Origin of the sequence: Streptomyces odontomachicola (genome assembly GCF_039605595.1) — a bacterium.
Taxonomy (GTDB): domain Bacteria; phylum Actinomycetota; class Actinomycetes; order Streptomycetales; family Streptomycetaceae; genus Streptomyces.
This window is the reverse complement of record NZ_JBCFOK010000012.1, coordinates 42,817-63,821: the sequence shown is the minus strand read 5'-3', so window position 1 is coordinate 63,821 and position 21,005 is coordinate 42,817. Positions and strand designations below refer to the sequence as shown.

The window sequence follows — 21,005 nt, the reverse complement described above, 5'->3', positions numbered from 1 at the left end:
CGCTCCCGCCGACTCCGCGCCCATGACGCACCGACAGATCATGGAGGCGCTGTCCGGGCTGCTGCTCGGCATGTTCGTCGCCATTCTGTCCTCGACCATCGTCTCCAACGCGCTGCCGCGAATAGTCCACGACCTGGGCGGCGGGCAGAGCTCGTACACCTGGGTCGTCACCGCGTCGCTGCTGGCGATGACCGCCTCGACCCCGCTCTGGGGCAAGCTGGCCGACCTGGTCAGCAAGAAGGTGCTGGTCCAGACGGCGATCGTGATCTTCGTGCTGGCCTCGGCGAGCGCCGGGTTCGCGCAGAACAGCGGGATGCTCATCGCCTCCCGCGCCGTGCAGGGCATCGGCATGGGCGGGATATCCGCGCTGGCGCAGATCGTGATCGGCGCGATGGTCTCGCCCAGGGAACGCGGCCGGTACTCCGGCTACATCGGCGCGGCCTTCGCTGTCGCGACCGTCGGCGGGCCGCTGCTCGGCGGTGTCATCACCGACACGAGCTGGCTCGGCTGGCGCTGGTGCTTCTACGTGGGCATCCCGTTCGCGGTGATCGCCCTGATCCTCCTCCAGAAGACCCTGCACCTCCCCGTGGTGAAGCGGGACGTGAAGGTCGACTGGTTCGGCGCCTTCTTCGTCGCCGCCGCGGCCTCGCTGCTGCTGATCTGGGTGACCTTCGCCGGGGACAAGTACGACTGGATCTCCTGGCAGACCTGGACGATGGTCGGCGGCTCGATCCTGCTGGCGCTCATCTTCGTACTGATCGAGTCCAAGGTCGCCGAGCCGATCATCCCGCTGCGGCTGTTCCGCATGCGGACGATCTCGCTGGCCGCGATCGCCTCGCTCTTCGTCGGCATCGCGATGTTCGGCGCGACGGTGTACCTCAGCCAGTACTTCCAGCTCGCCCGCGGCAAGTCGCCGACCATGGCGGGCGTCATGACGATCCCGATGATCGCGGGCCTGTTCCTGGCCACCACGATCTCCGGCCAGATCATCTCCCGTACGGGGCGCTGGAAGGCCTTCCTCATCTCCGGCGGCGTGCTGATGACCGCGGGCCTGGGCACCCTGGGCACGCTGCGGTACGACACCGAGTACTGGCACATGGCGATCTTCATGGCGCTGCTCGGCCTGGGCGTCGGCATGATGATGCAGAACCTCGTGCTGGCCACCCAGAACCAGGTCGGCGCCTCCGACCTCGGCGCGGCCAGCTCCACGATCAACTTCTTCCGTTCGCTCGGCGGCGCCGTGGGCGTCTCCGTGCTGGGTGCGGTGCTCTCCCACCGCATCACCGACTACATCAAGGACGGCCTCGCCGAGCGCGGCATCAAGCCCGGCGGCGGCGCACTGGGCGGGGGCGGCGGCGCCATCCCCGACGTGGGCGCGCTGCCCGGGCCGATCCGCACCGTGGTGGAGAGCGCCTACGGGCACGGCATCGGCGACATCTACCTGTACGCCGCGCCCATCGCGCTCGTCGCCCTCATCTGCGTCCTGTTCATCAAGGAGGTCCCGTTGAAGACCCAGTCCGGAATGGAGCGGCCAGAGCCCTCCGAAGGTCCCGGCACGGGTGACACCGCTCCGCAGCCCGCCGTGCACCAGGCGGCGGCCCAGAACGGGCAGTTCACCCGGCCCGGAACAGAAGCACAGGCCCCGATGGCGCAGGCCGCACCGGCCTTCGGCGCGGGCGGCGACGCCGGGTTCGGTGTCCGCGGCACGGTGCGCAACGGCGACGGGACCGGGGTGCCGCGCGCTGCGGTCACCCTCATCTCGCAGAGCGGCCGCCAGCTCGGCCGCGCCGTGGCGCAGGCCGACGGCTCGTACGCGCTGGACGCGCCCTCCGCGGGCAGCTACGTGCTGATCGCCGCCGCCGACGGCTTCCAGCCGCAGGCCAACACCGTGGTCATCCGCGAGGGCGTGCTCAGCCACGACATCCTGCTCTCCGGCACGAGCGGCCTGGGCGGCGTGGTGCGCGGCTCGGCCGACGGCCGCCCCGTACCGGAGGCGATGGTCATCGTCACCGACGTGCGCGGCGAGGTCCTGGCCACCGGGAAGACCGGCGAGCAGGGCGAGTTCGGCTTCGAGGACCTGGTGACCGGCACCTTCACCGTCGCGGTCAACGCGCCCGGCTACCGGCCCACGGCGCGCCCCGTCGAGGTGGACGGCCAGGGCGTCACCCGCATCGAGATCGAGCTCGCCGCGGGATCCCAGGTCAGGGGCACCGTGCTGGCGGGGGCAGGGCAGCGGCCCCTCCCGGACGCGCGGGTCACCCTCGTGGACGCGGCGGGCAACGTGGTCGCCACCTCCACGACCGGGCAGGACGGCGCGTACGCGTTCACCGACCTGGACTCCGGTGACTACTCGGTCATCGCCAGCGGCTACCCCCCGGTGGCGAACGCCCTCAGCGTCCGCGGCTCGGGTGTGGACGGCTACGACATCGAGCTGCACCACCCGGACGAGTAACAGGCGCCCCTCAGAGGGCTGTTGGACACAAGGGCAGACCAGACCCTCCGGGCCGGGACGGCGCGCGGAATGTGAGCGGAGCGCGCGCCGAGCGGACCCGGTCCGGAGTAAGGCCCCGGCATGCGCGCTCTGGGAGAGCGGGCAGGGGACGGCCCGCTGACGCGGATGCCGGGGCCGGCACATGCGAGAAGGAGCAGAGACTGATGGCAGGCGCAGGCAGCACGGGCGCGGGCGCAGGTGTCCGTGCACGTATCCAGACCCGCGACGGCTGGGCGGTGCACAACGCCGTGCTGACCGTCACCGACATGACGGGCACCCAGGTGGTGCGCGCCGAGGCGGACTCCGAGGGCGTGGTGCGCAGCGAGGAGCCGCTGGAGCAGGGCGCCTACACGGTGATCGCCACCGCGCTCGGCTACGCGCCGGCCGCCTCGACCGCGCTGGTCACCGCCTCGGGGCGGGCCGACGTGGGGACGCTGACGCTGGCGCGGCAGGGCGGCGAGCAGCTCCCGCAGCCCGGGCCGTGGACGATCGACCCGATGCACTCGACGGTCGCGGCGACCGCGCAGCACCTCGGGATCACCAGCGTGCACGGCAGGTTCACGGACTTCGGCGGCCGGGTGGAGATAGCCGAGGACCCGGAGAAGTCCCGGGTGGAGGCCGTGATCAAGGCGGCCAGCATCGACACCGGCAACGGCATGCGGGACGGGCACCTCAAGAACGAGGACTTCCTCGACGTGGAGCGCTTCCCGGAGATCACGTACCACAGCACCTCGGTCGACCCGGCCGGTCCCGACCGCTGGGTGGTGCACGGCGTGCTGACCATGCGCGGCGTGGGCCGCGAGGTGGACCTGGACCTGACCTACCTGGGGACCGGGCCCGACCCGTGGGGCGGGGTGCGCACCGCGTTCCGCGCGACGGCCGAACTGCGGCGCGACGACTTCGAGATGAACTACAACCAGGTGGTCGCGGCCGGCATCGCCGCGATCGGCACCACGCTCAAGGTCGAGCTGGACATCCAGGCGGTGCAGGGCGACTCGCTGCCCTTCTGAGGCAGGACCCGAGCCCGGAGCCTTCCGGGGCGGCCTCACTTCCGGGGCGGCCCCACGCGGGAGCGCCCCGAGGCTTCGCCTCCGCCAACTCCCGCGCGCGCCGCGGCGGTTGCGGCCCGTCCCCGTACGAGGGGGCGGGCCGTTTCGCGTACGGGGCGCGCGGGGCGGGGCGCGCGCTACGCGCGCTGTGCGTCGATGCCCGCGATGATGCAGTCGAGCGCGACCGTGAAGTCCCGCTCGCGCATCTCCTCGACGGTGCCGCCGCCGCGCTGGTCCATGAGGCGCAGCGGCTCCTCGTACTCGGGCCGGGCGGAGACCTTCTCCCAGACGGTGGAGAAGTACGCGTCCGAGCTCAGGCCCGCGACCCGGCAGCGGGACTCCCAGCTCGCCTCGATGGTGGCGAAGCCGTAGACGAACTGGAAGAGCGCGGACAGCGCGCCGCTGATCCGCTGAGGCGGCAGCCCCGAGTGCGCCATGACCCGCTGGGCCGTCACCGAGAAGGCCATCGCGCGCGGCCCCACGTTCAGGTAGTCGCCCATCATCCCGGAGACCCAGGGGTGCCGGTTGAACAGCTTGCGGTACTCGTAGGCGAGCTGGCGGAGCTGCTCGCGCCAGTGCGAGCCCTCGCCGTCCGTGCTGTCCGGGAGGTCGAGCTCGCCCTCCACGGCGTCCATGGCGAGTTCGAGCAGGTCGTCCTTGCTGTCCACGTACCAGTACACGGACATGGCGGTGACGCCCAGGTCGGCTGCGAGGCGGCGCATGGAGAACTTCGCCAGGCCCTCGGCGTCCAGCAGCCGCACGGCGGTGGCGATGATCTTCTGCCGGTCCAGCCCCTCCGGCCTGGCCTCGCCCTTCTCGCGGGCCGCTCTGCGGCGCGGTGCGGGGCGCTCCTCCAGCCACACGCTGGTGCGCGGCGGACGTCCTGTCCTGGCGTCGGAGGTTGCCATGGAGCGCTCCTCGGTCCTCGGTGGTGCCCTTGTGGGGCTGTGCTGGCGCCCTTGTGGGGCTCTCGCCGCGGCTGTCGGCCGGCCGCTGGCCGTGCGGCGCCTGAGGGCGAACGGACCGGGCGGTTCCGGCCGTTGTGTCCGATGCTATGCCGCCGGGACCGGCGCGTCTGCCCGCTCGGCGCGGCTGAGCAGTACGGAGGCCAGCACTCCGCCCGCCAGCACGGCCACGGCCCCCGCGAGTTGTGCCGTCTCGATGCCGTTCGCGAACGCATCGGCGACGGCGGCCCGTTCGGCCCCGGACTCCGCCGCGGCCGCGGCGGCGGGCAGCGAGCCCGCGCCCGCGAGTCCCGCCGGGAGCAGCGCGGTGAAGCGGGAGTTGAGCACCGCGCCCAGCACCGCGACGCCCAGGCCGTTGCCGGTCTCGGCGAGCATGCCGTTGACCCCGGCGCCGACCCCGGCCTTGGCGGGCGGTATCGCGGACATGACCGCGTTCGCCATGGCGGGGTTGGCCAGCGCGAGCCCGGCGCCCATCACCACGAGACCGGTCAGCATCCCGGCGTACCCGTCCGAGCCGGTCAGCGCCACGCACACGAGCCCGGCCGACAGCAGGCCCATGCCGAGCACGATGGTGCGCGGGGTGCCGAGCGCGGCCAGTACGCGGGCCCCGATCCCGGCAAAGTTGACCGCCACCACGGTCAGCGCGAGCGGCGCGGTGTGCAGCCCGGCGCTCAGCGGGCTGTAGCCGAGCACGAACTGGAGCTGCTGGGTGAGCAGATAGAGCGAGCCCGCCATGCCGAAGGCGACCAGGATGCCGCCGGACAGCGCGCCGATGAAGCGGCGCTCGCGGAAGAAGTACATGTCCAGCATGGGGTGTTCGACCCGCTGCTCCCACAGCACGAAGCCGCCCAGCACGAGGGCCCCGGCCAGCGCGGAGAGCAGCACCTGCGGCGAGGTCCAGCCGTGCTCGGGCCCGCCGGTGATCGCGTACACCACGCCGACCATGCCGAGCGTGGAGAGCAGCGCGCCGAGCAGGTCGGGGCGGTCGCCGCGCGGGTCCTTGGACTCCGGTACGAGGCGGGCCACGGCGAACAGGCCGAGCAGCGCCACCGGGATGTTGATCAGGAAGATCGAGCCCCAGGGGAAGTGGTCGAGCATCACGCCGCCGATCAGCGGGCCCGAGGCGAAGCCGAGCGAGGCGACCGCGCCCCAGATGCCGATCGCCTTGGGCCGCTCCCGCTCCCCGAAGACCTGCATCACCACGGCGAGCGTGGTGGTCATCAGCATCGCGCCGCCGACGCCCATGCCGGCGCGCGCCGCGATCAGTTGGGCCGAGCTCTGCGAGAGCCCGGCGGCGAGCGATCCTGCGCCGAACACCGCGAGCCCGGTCATCAGCAGCTTCTTGCGCCCGTAGCGGTCCGCGGCGTTCCCGGCGGTGAGCAGCAGCCCGGACTGCACCAGCGCATAGGCGTTGATCATCCACTGCGTGTCGGACGTGCCGGCGTCGAGTTCCTTCGTGAGCGAGGGCAGCGCGACGTTCAGGATCGTGTTGTCGAGCAGCACCGTGAGCTGGGCCAGGCAGATCACGGAGAGGATCACCCAGCGCCTGGGGTGTGGGGCGGTCACGGCAGCTCCTCGGCGGCTGTCGAGCTGTCTCGCGCGGCGCCCTGCGCGGCGCCTTGTACAGCGTAAGTCGAAAGTCGATTTACACCGTACGGGAGGGCACGTGCGCGGGACAGTGGTTTTCCCAGGGGGTGGTGCAGCGGGCGCCGCTGTCCGAGCTTCTTCGGTAGCGCTGCCCGGCACGCACCTGCGGTCTCATCGGCGACCCGACCGCAGAAGGGCCGCCCCTCCGGGAGGGGCGACCCTTCTGACCTGGTACTCATGCTCGTGAGGCCCGTGGTCCGTGGTGGGCCCGCGACAACGGAGCGCTACTCCACGGAGTCCGCGATGGCCTCGAAGATGTCGGAGTCCGTCTCCTTCTGCCAGTCCGGCAGGTCGGGCCAGTCGGCGACGTACGCGGGCTTCGGGTCCCCGAAGTGCTTGTACATCTGCGCCGTCCAGCTGATCGCGACGAAGCGGCCCTTCTGCTCGCGAGAGAGCCGAGACGCGTTCCCCGCGCTGAGGGCGAGGAACTGGCGCACCTGCTCGTACACGGCCCCGGCCGCCTGGCGCTCCCACTCCGGGGTCTCCTCCCAGGGCGCCACGTAGCCGGGCTTCGGCTCACCGGGGAAGTGCTTGCGCACGCCCGCGATCCACGCCTCCCGGAACACTCGCGCACCATCGGTCTCGGGCATGCCAAATCCTCTCAACGCGTCGTGCTCAGCGCGGCGATCTCGTCGCTCAGCTCCGCGACTCGATCATTGCGGCTGACGGGGCCGAGATCGTCTCGTAGTTTCCGGAGTCTACGGGCGACGTATCCGGAGCCGGATTCGCGCGCCAGTCGCACCGCCTCGTACCCGTACGCGGCCACCTGATCCGGGTCTTTCCGCTTGGCTCCGATCGCTGCCAGGTCGGTCAGGACCGCGCCCCGTCGACGGTAGAAATGCCCCTGGGCCAGGGCGCCTTGGTCCAGCGCGTCGGTGAGCGCCCGTTCGGCGAGGTCGAGCCGGCCGAGCTGTACGTACCGAGCCCCGCGCTCCTCCGCCAGGCGAGAACCATCGAAGCGGAGCCAGCCGCCGTTGTGCGCCGAGCTGTCCAGGTGAGTCACCTCCTCGGCCTTGTCGAGCGCGCGCTCACAGGAGCCCAGGTCCTGGAGCCCTGCGTACGCGTCGGCCTGAACTGAGGCGACCCAGTGGCGGGTTGAGAGCGTGCTGTCCCCTCGCCGGGCGACTCGCTCCGCTGCGGTCAGTATGTCGGCGGCCTCTTCGTACTGGCCGCTGGACATGTCCACGTACGCGTGCCGGACCAGTGCACATGCCCACAGGTCGAAGGAACCTGCGTCCTTGCTCGCGGAAGCGGCGAGGGAGTAGGAAGACGCCGCGTCCGTGTAGCGGTTGCCGTCGAATGCCAGCTCTCCGGCGAGTTGGAAGAGGTCTCCCGCCGCGTTGCACAGCGTTCCGGCCTGCGCGCTGGAGGCGGTACGCAGGGTGCGGCTCATGGATGCGAGCTGTTCCCGTACGACGGGGTAGACGCTGCTCTTGGTGCGGGCGAGTTGGTACACCTGCCACAGGTGCTCGTTCATCCGCAGAAAGTCCACGGGGGCACCCCGGCCTGTTCCTTCGGCCAAAGCCCCGGCCTCTTCGGCAGGCAGGGCGGCGAGAGTGCCTGTCACGGCGAGGGCGCGAAGGAATGCGCGTCGGATCATGTCGTCGATGCTCCCCGAGGCGTGGTCGTCGCTGGGCGGTGGGCCCGCGGACTCCTGGGGACAGGGTTGTGGCTGCTTCAACAGGGTGTCGAGCTCGGCGAGAGTGACGTGCAGCACTCCGGCCAGCTTGCGGCGCAGGGGCGGCTGGATCTCGCAGTCTCCCCGCTCCCAACGGCCCACGGTGCGCCGGTCGACGCCTACCGCATGCGCCAGCTCCTCCTGGCTGTAGCCCTGAGCTTTCCGCGCCTTCGCAAGGCCCATGCGGTCCACCTTCTCCCGTAGCGCCGGTTTCTGCCCAGGCCACAGGCCACATGTCCCAGCAATGTCCCCAGCCTGCTTCACGGATGACGTGGTTCGCGCCAACTCCTGGCGGTTGCATGGCTGTTGTCACCGGCAGAACGGGGCCGGCAAGGGAGAGGTGCGGTCGTGGAGACGCAGAGGGCCAGGTCGAGCGACACCCCTTCGCGCATGACGATCCGGGTGTACGTCGTGACAGCGAACGGCGTCGTACGTCCGGGCCGCTCCAAGGTCTTCAGCGAAGGTCAGGTGGACGCGGACGTGGCCGCCAACCCCATGCGGTACCCGTCCTGCCGGTGCGCCTGGTGCAAGAGGGATCGGCGTGGCTGAGTGCGTACGTTCCCACCACTGAAAGGAGCATGAAGATGGGCGAGAAAAAGGGCGGAGACCACTCCGGTAAGCCCGACACGTCCAGCTCGGACGGGCACCGGGACAAGCCGCCGCAGGACGTGTCCAAGCCGCACCCGCCACAGCAGTGAGGATGGTCGTGATGCGGAGCTTGGGAGACCTGCACAAGGACCTGGCCACGGCGGGAGCCATCCCGCCCGGCTGGGAGGAGAGCGTGGCCGCCGTGGACCGCGCACTCTTCGTTCCGAAGCGATTCGGAGACCTCGACTACAAGGCAGAACCAGCCGCCTGGCGTGCGGTGGTGTACTCCGACGCACCGATCGTCACGCAGTACGACGACGGCGCCGAAGACGGGCCCGGAGTGCCCACGGCCTCCTCGTCCAAGCCCTCGGCCATGCTGGAGATGCTGGCGCTGCTCGACGTCCACGACGGGATGCGGGTGTGGGAGATCGGCACGGGTGCCGGCTACATGGCCGCCTGGCTGGCCTACCGGCTCGGCGACGGGAACGTCGTCAGCAGCGAGGTGGACCCGGTGGTGCTCAGGGCCGCCACAGCCGCCTTGGACAAGGCCCGGCTGCACCCGGAACTGGCGCTCGGGGACGCGCTGGAGAAGCCGCCGAGCGGCGCCCCCTTCGACCGCATCCTCGGCACCTGCACGCTGCGCCGTATCCCCGGCGTTCTGCTGCGCCACCTCCGCGACGAAGGACGCCTGGTCACGCCGTACGGCAGCAGCTTCCACAGCTACTCGTACCTGACCTTGAAGAAACGAGGACGCGAGGCGCACGGCCAGTTCTCCGGGAACCCGGCCTTCATGTGGGCGCGTACGCACCGGGGCCGCACCGGCGCCATCTCCGACGTCTACCAGGGCCAGGCGGGACACCCCTCCTCAACCACGCTGAACCCGTGGGCGATTGAGGACAGCGCGGACGCGGAGTTCTTCATCTCCCGCCTGGTCCCGGACGCGTACCCGGTGATGGTGCGGTCCGACAAGGAGGGGGACGAGTCGGCAACGTACTGGGTGCTGGCCGATGACTGGGAGTCCTGGGCGACGGTGGAGTACGAGCCCGATGCCCAGCGCTATGCGGTCGAGCAGTACGGACCGCGTCGGCTCTGGGACGAGGTCGAGCACGCCTTCGGGCGCTGGCGGGAGCTGGACAGACCGGTACGCGAACGCTTCGGCCTGACCGTGACCGACGACGGCCACGAGACCATCTGGCTGGACAACCCCGCCTACAAACTCACCGTGCCCCACGGACGCGGCTGACAGCTCGTCTGCCGCTCTGTCTCCCCCGGGCGAGCGGCAGACGGCGCGTGGGCCCGACGACGAACGCCGGACCCACGCTCAACCGACCGCTCACTCCCCGCTCTTGGGCTCCGTCAGGTCGTAGAACGTCGCGCCGCCCGCGGTCACCTTGGTGTAGTGCGCGGCCACCCAGGAGGTGATCTTCTTCGCGGTGCCCTGGTTGCCGGGGCCGCCGCCGGAGCCCGAGAGGAAGTAGTGGATCTTCCCCTCGGCCACGTACCGCTGGAACCGCGCGAGCGTCGGGTACGGGTCGCTCCCGTTGAAGCCGCCGATCGCCATCACGGGCTTGCCGGTGGCCAGTTGGTAGCTGGCGGCGTTCTGCGAGCCGATCCCCGCGGCGGCCCAGGTGTACTTGTCGGCGTCCTGGACCAGCAGCTTCTTGGCCTTCGCGGAGACCTGGGCGCCGTTGAGCAGGCCGCCCATGCCGCCGGGGCCTCCTCCGCCGGGCGTCTTGGCTCCCTTCGCGCCGTGCTGCGAGGGGGAGTTGGCGCCCTTGCCGCCGCCCGGGGGCCGCATGCCCTTACCGGGACCGTTGGCTCCGGCCTTGCCCGGGAAGCCGCCCTTGCCCGGCATCTTCGGCGGCCCGCCCCCGCCGGGACCTCCCCCGGGACCGCCGCCCGGACCTCCGCCGGGGCCGCCTCCCGTCGAGGGCCCCGCCGTCACGATGGAGCCCGTGTGCGGCGTACCGACCGTGCTGACGGTGTACGCGGCAGGCCCCGCGACCCCGGCGACCAGGGCCAGCACGGCGACGCCCGCGCACACACGCCGCGGCAGCACCCGTACGGCCGGCAGCCCGGCGGCCGCGGCCAGTCCGCCGGCCAGTACCGCCCAGCGCAGCCACGGCAGCCAGCCGTCGGCGCGGCCCAGCAGGACGTACGCCCACACCACGGTGAGCGCCAGCACGGCGGCCAGCACGGCGCGCGCCGCGACATGGCGCCGCTCCCGCCACAGGAGCACCGCGCCCATCGCCACCACAGCGGCGATATAGGGGGCCAGCGCGATGTTGTAGTACTCGTGGAAGATCCCCGACATGAAGCTGAAGACCACAGCGGTCATCACCAACGAGCCGCCCCACAGCAGCAGTTGGGCCCGCACGACGTCGGTGCGCGCCGCCCTCCGCGTCAGCACCAGGCCCGCGGCGAGCAGCACCAGCGCGGCGGGGAGCAGCCACGAGATCTGGCCGCCCATCGACTCGTTGAACAGCCGTCCAAGACCGGTCTGCCCCCACATGCCGCCACCACCGCCAGGGCCGCCAGGGCCACCACCGGGGCCGCCTCCCCCGCCGACGCTGCCGGCCTCGTCGCCGGTGATCCGGCCGAGCCCGTTGTAGCCGAGGGTCAGCTCCAGGAAGCTGTCGTTCTGCGAGCCGCCCACGTACGGGCGCGAGGAGGCGGGCCACAGTTCGGCGAGCGCCACCCACCAGCCGCAGGAGACCAGCACCGCGAGCCCGGCCCAGAGCAGTTGGCCGGTACGGCGGAGCCAGCGGTGCGGCCCGCACACCAGGTACACGACCGCGGCGACCGGCAGGATCAGCCACGCCTGGAGGGTCTTGACCAGGAACGCCGAGCCGAAGCAGAGGCCCGCGAGCACCAGCCAGCGCGTGCGGCCGTCCTCCACGGCGCGCCCCACCAGATAGAGCGCGGTGACCATGAGCAGGGCGAGCAGCGCGTCGGGGTTGTTGAAGCGGAACATCAGCGCCGCGACCGGGGTGAGCGCGAGCAGGGCGCCGGCGAGCAGTCCGGCGGCAGGCCCCGTGCGGCGGCGCACGGCCGCGTACAGCACGCCGACGGAGGCGACGCCCATGAGCGCCTGCGGGACCAGGATCTGCCAGGAGCCGAGGCCGAAGAGGCGTACCGAGAGCGCCATCGGCCACAGCGCGGCCGGCGGCTTGTCCACGGTGATCGCGTTGCCCGCGTCGAGCGAGCCGAAGAGCATCGCCTTCCAGTCGGCCGCGCCCGCCTGGGCCGCGGCGGAGTAGAAGGAGTTGGCGTACCCGGAGGCGCCGAGGCCCCACAGGTACAGCGCGGCGGCGACCGCGAGGAGGGCCCAGAAGGCGGGCCGCTCCCAGCGGGGGCGCGGGGCCTCGGTGGTGCGCGACGGGCTCTCCGGCGCGGCCGCCGTCGGGTGGGAGGCGGTGGTCGTCATGCGGAAGTCCGTTCCCTGTCAGCGGTGTTGGAGGCGGTGTCGGCGGCTCCGTCGGCATCGCCCGCCGCGTCCCGGTCGTACGCCCCGTCCCCGTCGGCCCCCGCGAACACCCAGATCCGGAACAGGATGAAGCGCAGCACCGTCGCCGCCAGGTTCGCCGCGATCAGCACCGCGAGCTCGGTCCCGTGCGAGGCGTCGGGCGCCGCCGCGTCGAGCGCGGCCAGCGAACCGCTGCTGAGCACCAGCCCGATGGCGAACACGAGCAGACCCTGCGCCTGGTGGCGCACCGCGCGTTCCCTGCCGCGCACGCCGAAGGTGAGGCGCCGGTTCGCCGCGGTGTTGGCCAGCGCGGAGACCAGCAGCGCGAGCGCGTTGGCGAGCTGCGGGCCCATGCCCGTACGGAACAGCGAATAGAGGGCGAGGAAGAACAGCGTGCTCAGCCCGCCGATCACGCAGAAGCCGACGAGCTGGCGCGCCAACCCGCGTGGGACATCCGCCAATTGCCTGTCCCTCGGGTCGTCGCCGAACGGGCGGCTCAGCCGGTCCAGCGGCAGCGCGCCGGTGGCCAGCGCACGCCCCACCCGCCACATGCCCTTCAGGTCGTCCAGGGCCGTGCGCACGATGTCCACCCTGCTGTCCGGGTCGTCCACCCAGTCGACCGGCACCTCGTGGATGCGCAGCCCGGCGCGCTCGGCCAGCACCAGCAGCTCGGTGTCGAAGAACCACCCGGTGTCCTCGACCAGCGGCAGCAGCCTGCGCGCCACGTCCCCGCTGATCGCCTTGAACCCGCACTGCGCGTCGCTGAACCCGGCGGCCAGCGACCGCCGCAGCAGCAGGTTGTACGAGCGCGAGATGAACTCCCGCTTCGGCCCCCGTACCACCCGCGAACTGCGCGACAGGCGGGAGCCGATGGCCACGTCCGAGTGCCCGGAGACGAGCGGCGCGACCAGCGGGAGCAGGGCGTTGAGGTCGGTGGACAGGTCCACGTCCATGTAGGCGAGGACCGGCGCGTCCGAGGCGCTCCACACCGCCTTGAGCGCGCGCCCGCGCCCCTTCTGCTCCAGGCGTACGACGTGCACCTCGGGGTAGCGGCCCGCGAGTTCGCCCGCCACGCGCGGGGTGCCGTCCACGCTCGCGTTGTCCGCGACGGTGATCCGGAAGCCGTACGGGAACGTGCCGGTCAGAAAGGCGTGCAGGCGCTCGACGCAGTCGGCGAGCCCGGCCTCCTCGTTGTAGACGGGTACCACCACGTCCAGAACGGTGGCGGCCGAGGCGTCGCGGGCCGCGAGCGCGGGCAGATGGCGCCGGGCGGGGAGGCCGCCGGCGGATCCGTGAGTGTCGGTTCGCATGATGCCGACGCTCGTCAACCGCCCTGTCAGGCCGTTGTGCTGAGGCTGTGCGCCGCCTGTGAGCCGGCGCGACGGGGAAATGCGGCGGGGGGGAGGAGGAATGCGGCGGGGGAATTCAGGTGTCGCTCGGCCCCTCCACCGGCAGCGTGACCGTGAACACCGTGCGGCCCGGCGCGCTGTCCGCACCCACCGTCCCGCCGTGCGCGCCCACCACGGCCTGCACGATCGCGAGCCCGAGCCCCGTACTGCCGTGTGCCCTGGACCGCGAGGCGTCGCCGCGCGCGAAGCGCTCGAAGATGTACGGCAGGGTCTCGGCGGGAATGCCGGGCCCGTCGTCCTCGACCTCCACAACGGCCTGCGGGCCCGCGCTCCGCACCCGCGCCGTCACGACCGTACCCTCCGGCGTGTGCGTGCGGGCGTTGGCCAGCAGATTCACCAGCACCTGGTGCAGCCGCTCGGCGTCACCGCACACGGCGACCGGCTCCTCGGGGAGGTCCAGCCGCCAGCGGTGCTCGGGCCCCGCGGCCCGCGCGTCGCTGACCGCGTCCAGCACGAGCCGCGCGAGGTCGGTCTCCGCGCGCTCCAACGGGCGCCCCGCGTCCAGCCGCGCGAGCAGCAGCAGGTCCTCGACCAGCCCCGACATGCGGGAGGACTCCGACTCGATGCGGGAGAGCGCGTACCGGGTGTCGGGCCCGGTCTCCTCGTGGCCGCGGTGGGTGAGCTCCGCATACCCGCGGATCGAGGCCAGCGGCGTACGCAGCTCGTGCCCGGCGTCCGCGACGAACTGCCGCACCCGCGTCTCGCTCTCGTGCCGCGCGGCCAGCGCCGAACCCACGTGCCCCAGCATCCTGTTGAGCGCGGCGCCCACCTGGCCGACCTCGGTGCGCGGGTCGGTGTCGCGCTCGGGCACCCGCTCGCGCAGCCGCACCTCGCCCTGGTGCAGCGGGAGTTCGGACACCCGGCCCGCGGTCTGCGCCATCCGCCGCAGCGGTCGCAGCGCGAGCCGTACCGAGGCCGCACCGGCGATCCCGGCGGCGACCAGCCCTCCGGCGGTCACGCAGACCTCGGTGAGGATCATGGTGTTCACGGTGTCGACGACGGTGTGCATCGACAGCCCGACCAGCAGCTCACCGCCCTGACCGCCCCGGCCGCCCTCGCCGCCCCGGACGTCCTGGGAGGACACCGCCTGCACCCGGTACGGACCCTTGCCGGGCAGCACGACGGTGTGCGGCTCGCCGTCCCGCGGCACCGAGGCGAGCGCGGCGGCCTGTTCGGCGCCCAGGTCCTCCGCCGTGACCCGGGGCTTCTGGTGGCCGGTCGACGTCTGCACGCTGATCCGCGCCTCGGTGACCTCGCCGCTCCCCGCGTCGGCCACCGCCCCGACCGTGCCGACGGGCTGACCGCCGAGCGTCAGGAACCCCAGGTCGCCGAGGCCCGGAGGGCGTACGTGGCCCGGCGGGCCCACCGCGCGCCGCGACACGTCCTCGAGCTGCTTGTCGAGCTGCCTCTCCAGGTACGAGTGCAGCGCGATGCTCGTCACCGTCCCGATCACCGCGGCCACCACGGCCACCAGCGCCACGCAGGCCAGCACCAGCCGGGCCCGCAGCGAACGCGGCGAACGCGGCGCGCGCTTGCGGAAGCGGGAGGCCCTCGGGCGCGCGGTCATCCGGTGCGCCCGCCTCAGACCGCGGGCTTGATCAGATAGCCCGCTCCCCGCCTCGTGTGGATCATCGGCTCCCGGCCCGCGTCGATCTTCCTGCGGAGGTACGAGATGTAGAGCTCGACCACGTTGGCCTGGCCGCCGAAGTCGTAGTTCCAGACCCGGTCGAGGATCTGCGCCTTGCTCAGCACCCGGCGCGGATTGCGCATCAGGAAGCGCAGCAGCTCGAACTCGGTCGCGGTGAGCCGCACCTCGTGCCCGCCCCTGCTCACCTCGTGGGTGTCCTCGTCCAGCACGAGGTCGCCGACGGTCAGCAGCGACGCGTTGCGCTGCGAGGCCGCGCCCGCCCTGCGCAGCAGCCCGCGCAGCCTGGCCACGACCTCCTCCAGGCTGAACGGCTTGGTCACGTAGTCGTCGCCGCCCGCCGTCAGCCCCGCGATCCGGTCCTCCACCGCGTCCTTGGCCGTCAGGAACAGCACCGGCACGTCGGGCACCTCGCCGCGCACCCTGTGCAGCAGGCTCAGCCCGTCCATGTCGGGCAGCATCACGTCGAGCACCACGGTGTCGGGGCGCCACTCGCGCGCGGTGCGCAGCGCGCTCCCGGCGTCCCCCGCCGACCTGACCTCCCAGCCCTCGTACCGCAGTGCCATCGACAGCAGGTCCGTGAGCGAGGGCTCGTCGTCCACCACCAGCACACGGACAGGGCTGCCGTCCGGCCTGCGCAGACCGTCGGACGCAGGTGACTCCTTCATGTCCACCAGCGTGTGGCCGGGCGCTGAGAAACGCCTGTGGTGTGCCTGTGAATCCCCTGAGAACCGCGGGCACCCGTACCCCGCCCGTACGGCCCCCGCGGGGCCCCGCACGGACCGCATGCCTCCGCCGGTACGGAACACCCCTCGTACGGAACACCCCTCGTACGGAATATCGCCACAGCCCCAGGAGCTGACCGCACCATGACGAACCCCACGCCCTTCACCGCCAAGGACCTCGGCCCCGTCGGCATCTGGAGCGCCGCGCTGCGCACCGGCGGCCGCGGCGGCACGGAGTCGGGTCCCTCGGCGACGGAGATCGCCGAGGCGGCGGCCGAGCTCGACGAACTCGGGTACGGAACGCTGTGGCTGGGCGGCAACCCCAGCGTCGGCCAGGCCCGCGACCTGCTGCGGGCCACCCGCCGCAGCACGGTCGCCACCGGCATCCTCAGCATCTGGGACCACACGGCGCAGGAGGTGGCCGCGCGGACCGCCGAGCTGGAGCCCGCGCACCGCGACCGCTTCCTGCTCGGCATCGGCGTCAGCCACGGCCCCCTCGCCCCGCAGTACGCGAAGCCGTACTCGGCGATGCGCGAGTACCTGACCGCCCTGGACTCCGCGCCCGTACCGGTGCCCGCGGGCAACCGCGTGCTGGCCGCGCTCGGCCCGAAGATGCTGGAGCTCTCCCGCGACCGCGCGGCGGGCGCCCACCCGTACCTGGTGACCGAGGAGCACGTCGGCTCCGCCCGCGAACTCCTGGGCGAGGGCCCGGTGCTGGCACCCGAGCTGAAGGTCGTGCTGGACACCGACCTCCCGCGCGCACGCGAGACCGCCCGCGCCTATCTCGCCCGCTATCTGGCGCTGCCCAACTACACGAACAACCTGCTCAGGCTGGGTTTCCAGGAGGAGGAGTTCGCGGGCGGCGGCAGCGACCGCCTGCTGGACGCGGTCTTCGCGCTCGGCGACGCGGAGCGGGTGCGGGCGCGCGTGGACGCCTTCCACGCCGCGGGCGCCGACCACGTCGCCCTCCAGTCCGTGACGTGCGAGCCCTGGACCGACCTCCCCCTCCAGGAGTGGCGCGACCTCGCGGAGGCACTGCCGCTGGGGCGGTGAGGCCGCCGGAGCTTCGATGCGCGCCGGGGAGCGGGCCTCTGCCCACTCCCCGGCAACCGCGCCCGTTCGCGTTCTCAGCCGCGCGCGGCCCGCGCCGACCGCGCCCCCAGCGCCACCCCCGCGATCACCAGCGCCATGCTCACGATCTGCACCGCGCTCACCGGGTTGCCCAGCGCGAAGAAGGAGAGCGCGGCGACCATCACCGGCTGGAGGTAGTACACGACCCCGGCCCGCGCCGCGCCGACCAGCGCGATCGCCTTGTTCCACGCGAAGTACGCCATCGCCGAGGACGCCACGCCCACATAGAGCAGCGCCCCGACCGTCCCGGCGTCAGCGGTGAACCCGCCGTGCACCGCCACATCGGCCCCGTACACCGGCGCCAGGAAGAGCGTGCCCAGCGCGAAGGTGGACAGCAGCAGGCTCAGCCCCGAGATCCCCTCCGGCTTGCGCCGCAGCAGCAGGCTGTACGCCGCGAAGGTGCCCATCGCCGCGACCATCCACAGATCACCGCTCGCGAACCCCGCCCCGAACAGCGCCGCCGGCGACCCCTTGCCGAGCAGCACCACGATCCCCACGAGGGCCAGCGCGGTGCCGGTCCAGCGCGCCGCGCCCATACGCTCGCGCCACATCAGCCGCGCCCCGATCCCGATCACGACCGGCGCGGCCGCGGCGATCAGCGCGAGGTTGGTCGCGGGGCTGCTCTGCCCCGCCACGTAGATCAGCGTGTTGAAGAGGGTCACGCCCAGCAGCGCGGCCACCGCGATGAACCCGAGGCCGCCCCGTACCGCCGCGCGCTCCCGCCACAGACTCCGCGCCCCGAAGGGCAGCACCGCCACCAGCGCGATCACCCACCGCCAGAAGGCGAGCTGCACGGGCGGAATGGACCCGGCCATCCCGTCCGCGATCACGAAGTTCCCCGACCAGATGGCGGTGGCGGCGGTCGCCAGCGCCATCCCGCGTACGACGTGCCGCGAACGGGCGGGGGCGGGAGCGGGAGCGGGGGCGGGGGCGGTGACAGGGGGTGTGGCGACAGTGGTCATGCCAACCAGCCTGAACGGCAAGGCGTTTCACGTCTATCTAAAGAAACAGCAGGCACTGTTCAGTCACACTGAACAACAGGTGCCGGCCCTCAACCGGCCCGCTCCTCGGCCGCCCGCCGCAGACACCGCACCACCTCACGCAGCTTCGGCGCCTTCTCCGAGCCACGCCGCACGGCGCCGACCACGTGCCGCCGCGGCCGGTCCTCCGACAGCACCCGCACCGCCACGCCGTCCCGCCGCGCGTCCACGAGGCGCGGGATGAGCGCGACCCCGAGCCCGGCCTGTACGAGGGAGAGGATCGCGCCCCAGTCCACCGCCGTGTGCGCGGCCCGCGGCACGAAACCGGCGCCAGCGCACACCGCGAGGGTGATCTCCCGCCAGGGCCCGGAGGAGCCCAGCACCCAGGGCTCCTCCTCCAGTTGGGAGAGCCGCAGCCGGGGCTCGTCCGCCAGCCTGTGCCCCGCGGGGAGCGCCGCGTCCAGCGGGTCGGCCAGCAGCGGGAAGCGCGTGAACTTGCGGTCCGACTCGGTCTCCTCCTGCGCCGCGAGGGACAGCGCCACGTCGATCTCGCCCCGCTCCAGCAGCTCGAAGACCTCGGCCGCCTCGGCCTCGCAGACCTGCGCCCGCAGCCCGGGGCGCGCCGTGCGCAGCAGCTCGAGCGCCGGCGTCACCAGCGTGCCGACGCCGGTGGCGAAGGAGCCGATGCGCACGAGCCCCGCATCGCCCCGTACATGCTCCTCCAGATCCGCCTCGGCCTGCTCGAGCTGCGCGAACACCGCCTCCCCGTGCCGCAGCAGCACGTGCGCGACCTCGGTCAGCCGCACCCGCCGCCCCTCGGGCTCCACGATCGGCGCGCCCACCTGCTTGGACAACGAGGTGAGCGCCTGCGAGACGGCGGACGGCGTGAGCGAGAGCGCGGCGGCCGCGGCCGTCACCGTCCCCTGCCGCTCCAGCTCGCGCAGCACCCGGAACTTGCGGAGATCCCAGTCGATCATTCAGACGTGTTTAGCACACCCGCTGAAACCGCACGCTCTCACTGCGCGAAGCGCGCACACTCAGCTCGCGAACACCGTGCTGGCCAGGAGTACGTTCACGGCGGTGCCGGCCATGATGCTGAGCACCGCGTTCTTCCGCCACAGGTGCAGTCCGACGGTCACCAGCAGCGCGATCCCCAGCGGAGCGCCGTACGGGGGCTTCGTGAACTCCGCGCCGTGCAGCGAGTACACGACCAGCACCACCATCACGCCGGCCGGCATGTGCGTGCTGAGGAAGTGCACGACCGGCGACTCCCGCAGCGGGGCCAGCGCCGCGAAGGGCAGCGCCCGCAGCCCCCAGGTCACGGCGGCGGCGACCCCCACGGCCGCCAGCAGATACCCGGTACTAGGCACGCACGACACCCCCTTCTTCCTCTTCTTCTTCCTGCTCCAGGGTCTTCTCGTCGACGCCGCGCGCACGGCGCAGCCCGTACCGCACCACCAGCGAGACGAGGAACAGCGCCATCGCCGTCACCAGCATCTGGCTCGGCGCGAGCACCAGCGAGACCAGCGAGCTGAGCAGCGCCAGGATCGGCGTGGGCACATCGCGCCCGGCCTTGATCCCGTCGATGGCCAGCACCACGAACAGCGCGGTCAGCGCGAAGTCGAGGCCGACCACGCTGTCGGGTATCAGCCCGCCGAGCAGCGCGCCGGCGACCGCGCCCGCCACCCAGTACACGTGGCAGAAGAGCTGCATCCACAGGATCCGCGCCCCGCTCAGCCGCTCCGGCTTCTCCGCCGCGGTCAGCGCGTACGTCTCGTCCGTGAGCGAGAACGTGCTGTACGCCTTCCCCGCGGCGCCCCGCACCCGGTGCAGCGGGAAGGAGAGCGCGTAGAACACGTGCCGGAAGTTCACCAGGAACGCGGTGACGGCTATCTGCGACAGCGGCACCATCGCCACCACGAGCCCCACCAGCAGGAACTCCAGCGATCCGGCGTACACCAGCGCGGTGCAGGCCGCCGCCCACCACCACGCAAGCCCCGAGTGCACCACGAGCACCCCGAACGCGATCCCCAGCGGCACCAGCCCGAGCCCCACGGAACTGGTGTCCCTGAAGGCCAGCGCCAGATCACTTCCCCCTCGCCGCTCCGGGGGTCGCCCGGTGGCCTCCCCAAGGGCCTCAGCGGTCTCCACAGTCGTTCCCATACCAAGAAATTTTATTGAGCAGACCGCGAAATAGGGTTACCGATCGCTACCCAAGATCAAGCCATCTGCGCAATCATGGCCCCATGGATGCCCTCGACCGCGAAATTGTGTATCAACTCCAGCAGGACGGCCGTCTCTCCAACGTCGAGCTCGCCAAGCGCGTCGGCCTCACCCCGCCCCCCTGCCTGCGCCGCGTGAAGCGCCTGGAGGACGCCGGCATCATCACCGGCTACCGGGCGCGCGTGGACCCCGTGGCGGCGGGCCGGGGCGTGGAGGTGGTGGTCGCGGTGGAGATCGGCGTGAACAACCTCAGCACCGTCGAGGAGTTCGAGGAGACGGTCGAGTCGTACGAGGAGGTGGTGGAGTTCCGCCGCATGTTCGGCCGCCCCGACTACTTCATCCGCGTAGCGGTCCCCGACCACGAGTCCTACGAACGCTTCCTCATCACCAGACTGATGGGCCACCCCGCGGTCTCCCGCGTCGACTCCCACCTGACGATGAAGCGCCTGAAGGAGGAGTGACCAGCACAGGACCGCATACGAAGAAGGCCCCGACCGGTTTCCCGATCGGGGCCTTCATGCTGCGCGCTCGGCAGGATTCGAACCTGCAACCTTCTGATCCGTAGTCAGATGCTCTATCCGTTAAGCTACGAGCGCTTGGCTTCCGGGGTTTTGCTTGCCCCGTCGGCGTTGCGGGAACAACATTACATGACCTGGCCTGTGAGGCGAAATCCGTTCCCCGTGACCCCTCTGACCTGGGCAAACACCCGTGGAACGCAAGAACCCCGGCCCAGTGGGCCGGGGTTCCCGGGATCTTGATGATCTTGTGCGGAGGCGGAGGGATTTGAACCCTCGATGGGGGGTGACCCCAAACCGCATTAGCAGTGCGGCGCCATAGACCAGACTAGGCGACGCCTCCATGCAACATCCGCGCCCGAAGCGGGTGCGGCGGTGCGTGCTGATGATGGCACAGCCACGGGGGCCGTCTCCAATCGCGGACCAGAGTACTCGGTCGTGGCGCCGCCGGGCAAAGCGTTTCGCCGCCGTGACCAGGAGCGGCCACGTGACG

Annotated in this window: 18 protein-coding genes and 2 tRNA genes; 6 read left to right on the top strand and 14 right to left on the bottom strand. The window is 72.0% G+C overall.

Annotated elements, in window-relative coordinates; translation table 11 throughout:
• Positions 1-22 precede the first annotated feature (22 nt).
• Together ABEE00_RS22115 and ABEE00_RS22110 are read left to right on the top strand one after the other, a co-directional pair.
• On the top strand, positions 23-2,452 hold the full coding sequence (locus tag ABEE00_RS22115; protein ID WP_474775253.1) for an MFS transporter: 2,430 nt from the start codon (positions 23-25) through the stop codon (positions 2,450-2,452).
• A 203-nt stretch (positions 2,453-2,655) separates the two neighbouring features.
• Positions 2,656-3,501, top strand: a complete 846-nt coding sequence (locus ABEE00_RS22110; RefSeq protein WP_345747351.1) for a YceI family protein — start codon at positions 2,656-2,658, stop codon at positions 3,499-3,501.
• A gap of 176 nt (positions 3,502-3,677) precedes the next feature.
• Here the strand turns inward: ABEE00_RS22110 and ABEE00_RS22105 are convergent, their stop codons facing one another.
• The 4 genes from ABEE00_RS22105 to ABEE00_RS22090 form a co-directional block, all read right to left on the bottom strand.
• The gene (locus tag ABEE00_RS22105) at positions 3,678-4,448 is read right to left on the bottom strand and encodes a TetR/AcrR family transcriptional regulator (RefSeq protein ID WP_345747350.1); all 771 of its coding nucleotides are present in this window, start codon (positions 4,446-4,448) and stop codon (positions 3,678-3,680) included.
• Between the two features lie 144 nt (positions 4,449-4,592).
• Positions 4,593-6,071 (bottom strand): MFS transporter, encoded by a 1,479-nt coding sequence (locus tag ABEE00_RS22100; protein ID WP_345747349.1) that lies wholly within the window; start codon positions 6,069-6,071, stop codon positions 4,593-4,595.
• 305 nt (positions 6,072-6,376) lie between these two features.
• A complete protein-coding gene (locus tag ABEE00_RS22095) occupies positions 6,377-6,742 on the bottom strand; it encodes a hypothetical protein (RefSeq protein ID WP_345747348.1) in 366 nt (121 codons plus the stop codon).
• 11 nt (positions 6,743-6,753) lie between these two features.
• Entirely contained in the window at positions 6,754-8,013 is a 1,260-nt protein-coding gene (locus ABEE00_RS22090; protein WP_345747347.1) for a helix-turn-helix transcriptional regulator, read from the bottom strand.
• 165 nt (positions 8,014-8,178) lie between these two features.
• Here ABEE00_RS22090 and ABEE00_RS22085 point away from each other — a divergent pair, with 165 nt between their 5' ends.
• Together ABEE00_RS22085 and ABEE00_RS22080 are read left to right on the top strand one after the other, a co-directional pair.
• The gene (locus ABEE00_RS22085) at positions 8,179-8,379 is read left to right on the top strand and encodes a hypothetical protein (RefSeq protein WP_345747346.1); all 201 of its coding nucleotides are present in this window, start codon (positions 8,179-8,181) and stop codon (positions 8,377-8,379) included.
• 160 nt (positions 8,380-8,539) lie between these two features.
• Positions 8,540-9,661: a protein-L-isoaspartate O-methyltransferase family protein gene (locus ABEE00_RS22080; RefSeq protein ID WP_345747345.1), complete on the top strand. Its 1,122-nt coding sequence runs from the start codon at positions 8,540-8,542 to the stop codon at positions 9,659-9,661.
• 90 nt (positions 9,662-9,751) lie between these two features.
• Here the strand turns inward: ABEE00_RS22080 and ABEE00_RS22075 are convergent, their stop codons facing one another.
• The 4 genes from ABEE00_RS22075 to ABEE00_RS22060 form a co-directional block, all read right to left on the bottom strand.
• Entirely contained in the window at positions 9,752-11,845 is a 2,094-nt protein-coding gene (locus ABEE00_RS22075) for an ArnT family glycosyltransferase (RefSeq protein ID WP_345747344.1), read from the bottom strand.
• Positions 11,842-13,194, bottom strand: coding sequence for a bifunctional glycosyltransferase family 2/GtrA family protein (locus tag ABEE00_RS22070; protein ID WP_345747343.1), 1,353 nt, complete (start codon positions 13,192-13,194; stop codon positions 11,842-11,844). The genes ABEE00_RS22075 and ABEE00_RS22070 overlap by 4 nt, the downstream gene beginning before the upstream one ends.
• A 115-nt stretch (positions 13,195-13,309) precedes the next feature.
• Positions 13,310-14,860 (bottom strand): sensor histidine kinase, encoded by a 1,551-nt coding sequence (locus ABEE00_RS22065; RefSeq protein WP_345747342.1) that lies wholly within the window; start codon positions 14,858-14,860, stop codon positions 13,310-13,312.
• A gap of 14 nt (positions 14,861-14,874) precedes the next feature.
• Positions 14,875-15,606 (bottom strand): response regulator transcription factor, encoded by a 732-nt coding sequence (locus tag ABEE00_RS22060; protein ID WP_345747341.1) that lies wholly within the window; start codon positions 15,604-15,606, stop codon positions 14,875-14,877.
• Between the two features lie 201 nt (positions 15,607-15,807).
• Between ABEE00_RS22060 and ABEE00_RS22055 the strand changes: the two genes are divergently transcribed.
• Positions 15,808-16,716 (top strand): LLM class F420-dependent oxidoreductase, encoded by a 909-nt coding sequence (locus tag ABEE00_RS22055; protein WP_345747340.1) that lies wholly within the window; start codon positions 15,808-15,810, stop codon positions 16,714-16,716.
• A 74-nt stretch (positions 16,717-16,790) separates the two neighbouring features.
• Here ABEE00_RS22055 and ABEE00_RS22050 read toward each other — a convergent pair whose 3' ends face one another.
• From ABEE00_RS22050 to ABEE00_RS22035, 4 genes are all read right to left on the bottom strand, one after another.
• Entirely contained in the window at positions 16,791-17,756 is a 966-nt protein-coding gene (locus tag ABEE00_RS22050; RefSeq protein ID WP_345747339.1) for a DMT family transporter, read from the bottom strand.
• Positions 17,757-17,845: 89 nt separating this feature from the next.
• The gene (locus ABEE00_RS22045) at positions 17,846-18,751 is read right to left on the bottom strand and encodes a LysR family transcriptional regulator (protein WP_345747338.1); all 906 of its coding nucleotides are present in this window, start codon (positions 18,749-18,751) and stop codon (positions 17,846-17,848) included.
• A gap of 60 nt (positions 18,752-18,811) precedes the next feature.
• Entirely contained in the window at positions 18,812-19,144 is a 333-nt protein-coding gene (locus ABEE00_RS22040) for a branched-chain amino acid transporter permease (protein WP_345747337.1), read from the bottom strand.
• Entirely contained in the window at positions 19,137-19,937 is an 801-nt protein-coding gene (locus ABEE00_RS22035) for an AzlC family ABC transporter permease (protein ID WP_345747336.1), read from the bottom strand. Before ABEE00_RS22035 ends, ABEE00_RS22040 begins: the two co-directional genes overlap by 8 nt.
• 83 nt (positions 19,938-20,020) lie before the next feature.
• Here ABEE00_RS22035 and ABEE00_RS22030 point away from each other — a divergent pair, with 83 nt between their 5' ends.
• Entirely contained in the window at positions 20,021-20,458 is a 438-nt protein-coding gene (locus ABEE00_RS22030) for an Lrp/AsnC family transcriptional regulator (protein WP_345747335.1), read from the top strand.
• Positions 20,459-20,520: 62 nt separating this feature from the next.
• Here ABEE00_RS22030 and ABEE00_RS22025 read toward each other — a convergent pair.
• Together ABEE00_RS22025 and ABEE00_RS22020 are read right to left on the bottom strand one after the other, a co-directional pair.
• Positions 20,521-20,593, bottom strand: a tRNA-Arg gene (locus ABEE00_RS22025).
• A 172-nt stretch (positions 20,594-20,765) separates the two neighbouring features.
• Positions 20,766-20,855 (bottom strand) — tRNA-Ser (locus ABEE00_RS22020).
• Positions 20,856-21,005 lie beyond the last annotated feature (150 nt).

Excerpts from the sequence above, each read along its gene's own strand:
- ABEE00_RS22115 (WP_474775253.1), top strand. The coding sequence starts at position 23 with ATGACGCACCGACAGATCATGGAGGCGCTGTCCGGGCTGCTGCTCGGC.
- ABEE00_RS22110 (WP_345747351.1), top strand. The coding sequence starts at position 2,656 with ATGGCAGGCGCAGGCAGCACGGGCGCGGGCGCAGGTGTCCGTGCACGT.
- ABEE00_RS22105 (WP_345747350.1), bottom strand. The coding sequence starts at position 4,448 with ATGGCAACCTCCGACGCCAGGACAGGACGTCCGCCGCGCACCAGCGTG.
- ABEE00_RS22095 (WP_345747348.1), bottom strand. The coding sequence starts at position 6,742 with ATGCCCGAGACCGATGGTGCGCGAGTGTTCCGGGAGGCGTGGATCGCG.
- ABEE00_RS22090 (WP_345747347.1), bottom strand. The coding sequence starts at position 8,013 with ATGGGCCTTGCGAAGGCGCGGAAAGCTCAGGGCTACAGCCAGGAGGAG.
- ABEE00_RS22080 (WP_345747345.1), top strand. The coding sequence starts at position 8,540 with ATGCGGAGCTTGGGAGACCTGCACAAGGACCTGGCCACGGCGGGAGCC.
- ABEE00_RS22075 (WP_345747344.1), bottom strand. The coding sequence starts at position 11,845 with ATGACGACCACCGCCTCCCACCCGACGGCGGCCGCGCCGGAGAGCCCG.
- ABEE00_RS22070 (WP_345747343.1), bottom strand. The coding sequence starts at position 13,194 with ATGCGAACCGACACTCACGGATCCGCCGGCGGCCTCCCCGCCCGGCGC.
- ABEE00_RS22065 (WP_345747342.1), bottom strand. The coding sequence starts at position 14,860 with ATGACCGCGCGCCCGAGGGCCTCCCGCTTCCGCAAGCGCGCGCCGCGT.
- ABEE00_RS22060 (WP_345747341.1), bottom strand. The coding sequence starts at position 15,606 with ATGAAGGAGTCACCTGCGTCCGACGGTCTGCGCAGGCCGGACGGCAGC.
- ABEE00_RS22055 (WP_345747340.1), top strand. The coding sequence starts at position 15,808 with ATGACGAACCCCACGCCCTTCACCGCCAAGGACCTCGGCCCCGTCGGC.
- ABEE00_RS22050 (WP_345747339.1), bottom strand. The coding sequence starts at position 17,756 with ATGACCACTGTCGCCACACCCCCTGTCACCGCCCCCGCCCCCGCTCCC.
- ABEE00_RS22045 (WP_345747338.1), bottom strand. The coding sequence starts at position 18,751 with ATGATCGACTGGGATCTCCGCAAGTTCCGGGTGCTGCGCGAGCTGGAG.
- ABEE00_RS22035 (WP_345747336.1), bottom strand. The coding sequence starts at position 19,937 with ATGGGAACGACTGTGGAGACCGCTGAGGCCCTTGGGGAGGCCACCGGG.
- ABEE00_RS22030 (WP_345747335.1), top strand. The coding sequence starts at position 20,021 with ATGGATGCCCTCGACCGCGAAATTGTGTATCAACTCCAGCAGGACGGC.